This window comes from Alteromonas sp. ASW11-130 (genome assembly GCF_026183735.1).
Lineage (GTDB): Bacteria > Pseudomonadota > Gammaproteobacteria > Enterobacterales > Alteromonadaceae > Alteromonas.
In genome coordinates this window covers 222,077-224,598 of record NZ_JAPFRE010000016.1, presented here as the reverse complement: position 1 = coordinate 224,598, position 2,522 = coordinate 222,077, and the positions used below count along the sequence as shown (strand labels likewise).

Annotated in this window: 1 protein-coding gene and 4 tRNA genes; 2 read left to right on the top strand and 3 right to left on the bottom strand. The window is 44.3% G+C overall.

All coding sequences use genetic code 11. The annotated features are described in order from the left end of the window. Positions 1 to 187: 187 nt before the first annotated feature. The 3 genes from OPS28_RS06095 to gltX all read right to left on the bottom strand — a co-directional run bounded on the left by OPS28_RS06095 (position 188) and on the right by gltX (position 2,043). A tRNA-Glu gene (locus OPS28_RS06095) sits at positions 188 to 263 on the bottom strand. Positions 264 to 473: 210 nt separating this feature from the next. Beyond that, positions 474 to 549, bottom strand: a tRNA-Ala gene (locus tag OPS28_RS06090). An 84-nt stretch (positions 550 to 633) separates the two neighbouring features. Beyond that, the gene (gene gltX, locus OPS28_RS06085; protein WP_265608568.1) at positions 634 to 2,043 is read right to left on the bottom strand and encodes a glutamate--tRNA ligase; all 1,410 of its coding nucleotides are present in this window, start codon (positions 2,041 to 2,043) and stop codon (positions 634 to 636) included. A gap of 225 nt (positions 2,044 to 2,268) precedes the next feature. Here gltX and OPS28_RS06080 point away from each other — a divergent pair. Then, a tRNA-Val gene (locus tag OPS28_RS06080) sits at positions 2,269 to 2,344 on the top strand. A 95-nt stretch (positions 2,345 to 2,439) separates the two neighbouring features. Then, a tRNA-Val gene (locus OPS28_RS06075) sits at positions 2,440 to 2,515 on the top strand. Positions 2,516 to 2,522 lie beyond the last annotated feature (7 nt).

Here is a 2,522-nt window from a genome sequence, read left to right as displayed (position 1 = left end):
ACAAATTTCTGTAAGGCAAGGTGAGCTGGCGAACCGAGCGACCTTATTTACCCTACAGACTTTCTGTCAGGCCAGTTACCTCGAAGTAAACTTCGCGGATTTTTTGTAAGGCGAGGTGAGCGCTTAAATAAGAGCAACCTTTTCTTACTCGTTATCACTCGCAGTTACGGACTGCGACACCGTTATATGGCGTCCCCTAGGGGATTCGAACCCCTGTTACCGCCGTGAAAGGGCGGTGTCCTAGGCCTCTAGACGAAGGGGACAAAAAATCTTCTTCGCGAAGTAAACTTCGCGGATTTTTTGTAAGGCGAAGTGAGCCAGCGAACTGAGCGTCATTATTCAACTTACTAGATTTCCTGTCGGCGACAAATTTCTGTAAGGCAAGGCGAGCTGGAGAACCGAGCGACCTTTTTACCCTACAGACTTTCTGTCAGGCCTAATAAGATAAAAACTTCATCTTATTTAAAATTTTTTGGTGGAGCCAGGCGGGATCGAACCGCCGACCTCTTGCATGCCATGCAAGCGCTCTCCCAGCTGAGCTATGGCCCCGTATCATTACAACGTGACACAAGTCAGTTGTGTGACAGCGGGGCGCATTCTAGGCATCGATAGCCGAGCTGTCAACGCTTTTTTTTAGGAATTTTCCCTGTTTGCTATAAAAGTAAGCGCTTTGTCTATTCTCTCAGCAACTTTGTCTTGAGAAAGCAAATTCAAGGTTATATCCAAAGAAGGAGAATTCCCGCTTCCAGTTGCAGCTACGCGTAAAGGCATACCGACTTTACCCATCCCCACCTCTAATTCTTGCGCGGTAGCATGGATAGCGTGCTGAATTGCTTCAGGCTCCCAATTTTCAACCGCCAATAGTTTTTCTTTAACTTTTTCTAATGGTTCTTTCGCTACTACTCGTAAGTGCTTCTTAGCAGCGTTTGCATCAAATTCTTCAAAGTCAGTATAGAAATAGGTACTGATTTGCGCTAACTCTTTCAATGTTTTCACTCGATCAGCCTGTATCGCAATAACCTTTTCAAGCTCTGGCCCCGTTGATAAGTCGATACCCATCTTATCAAAATGCCACTTTGCATGCGTGGCAACTTCACTAGCAGGAAGCGTTTTAATATAGTGTTGGTTTAACCAAATAAGTTTTTCAGTATTAAACGCTGAAGCTGACTGCCCTATCGCATCTAAGCTAAAGTGTTCAATCATTTCATCGAGTGAAAATATTTCCTGATCGCCGTGAGACCACCCTAACCTAACCAGATAATTGAGCAGTGCCTGCGGTAAAAAACCATCATCTCGATATTGCATCACCCCTACCGCACCATGCCGTTTAGATAGTTTTTTACCATCGTCACCTAAAATCATAGAGACATGGGCATACTCAGGTATAGGCGCACCGAGCGCTTCTAAAATATTAATTTGACGCGGGGTATTGTTAATATGATCTTCGCCACGAACAACGTGGGTAATCCCCATATCCCAATCATCGACCACGACGCAGAAATTATAGGTGGGCGTGCCATCAGAGCGTTGAATAATTAAATCATCCAATTCGCGGTTATCAATTTCTATTTTGCCACGGATGTGGTCATTAATTACGACCTTACCTTCAAGAGGGTTCTTAAAGCGGATAACATACGATTGATCTTCTGGATGATCATTTCGCTCTCGCCATGTACCAGGGTATCGAGGTTTTTCGCCGCGTAGTTTCTGCTGCTCCCGGATTTCGTCCAGCTCATTGGCCGACATAAAACATTTATAGGCTTTTCCTTCATCAAGCATTTTTGCGATAAGTTCTTTGTACCGTTCAAAACGATGTGTTTGATATACAGGGCCTTGATCCCAGGTTAACCCCAACCACTGCATACCATCCAAAATTGCCTGCTTTGCTTCTTCAGTGGAGCGTTCAATATCGGTATCTTCTATACGCAGTACAAATTCACCACCTGTATTTTTTGCGTAAAGCCATGAATATAAAGCGGTACGAGCTCCGCCAACGTGAAGATAGCCTGTGGGGCTAGGTGCAAATCGTGTAACCACCGTCATGAAATGTCTCTAATGAGTTAATAAAAATATCCATACATTTTACCAGCCTAAAAGGATTGGAAAAACCACCCTGGTTATTTTCTTTACTGTTTCGTTTACAAAAAGAACAAGTGCATATTTTTCAACCAAACAAACATTTATTTATAAATTAGCTGTTGACAGTTTTCATCGCCTCACTATAATACCGCTCCACTTGCCAAGCACGGCAGGCAGATTACACAAGACGGACGCTTAGCTCAGTTGGGAGAGCACCGCCCTTACAAGGCGGGGGTCACTGGTTCAAGCCCAGTAGCGTCCACCACTTTATAATGTGAGCAGAGATGTAATAGGTTTAACAGACTTTTTGTTAACCATGACAGACATTCACATATTTTCATTGTGTAATAAGAATTTAAAGGACGCTTAGCTCAGTTGGGAGAGCACCGCCCTTACAAGGCGGGGGTCACTGGTTCAAGCCCAGTAGCGTCCACCACCTCCTT

Bases quoted from the DNA above. Each gene is read 5' to 3' on its own strand.
- gltX (WP_265608568.1), bottom strand. From the start codon at position 2,043: ATGACGGTGGTTACACGATTTGCACCTAGCCCCACAGGCTATCTTCAC.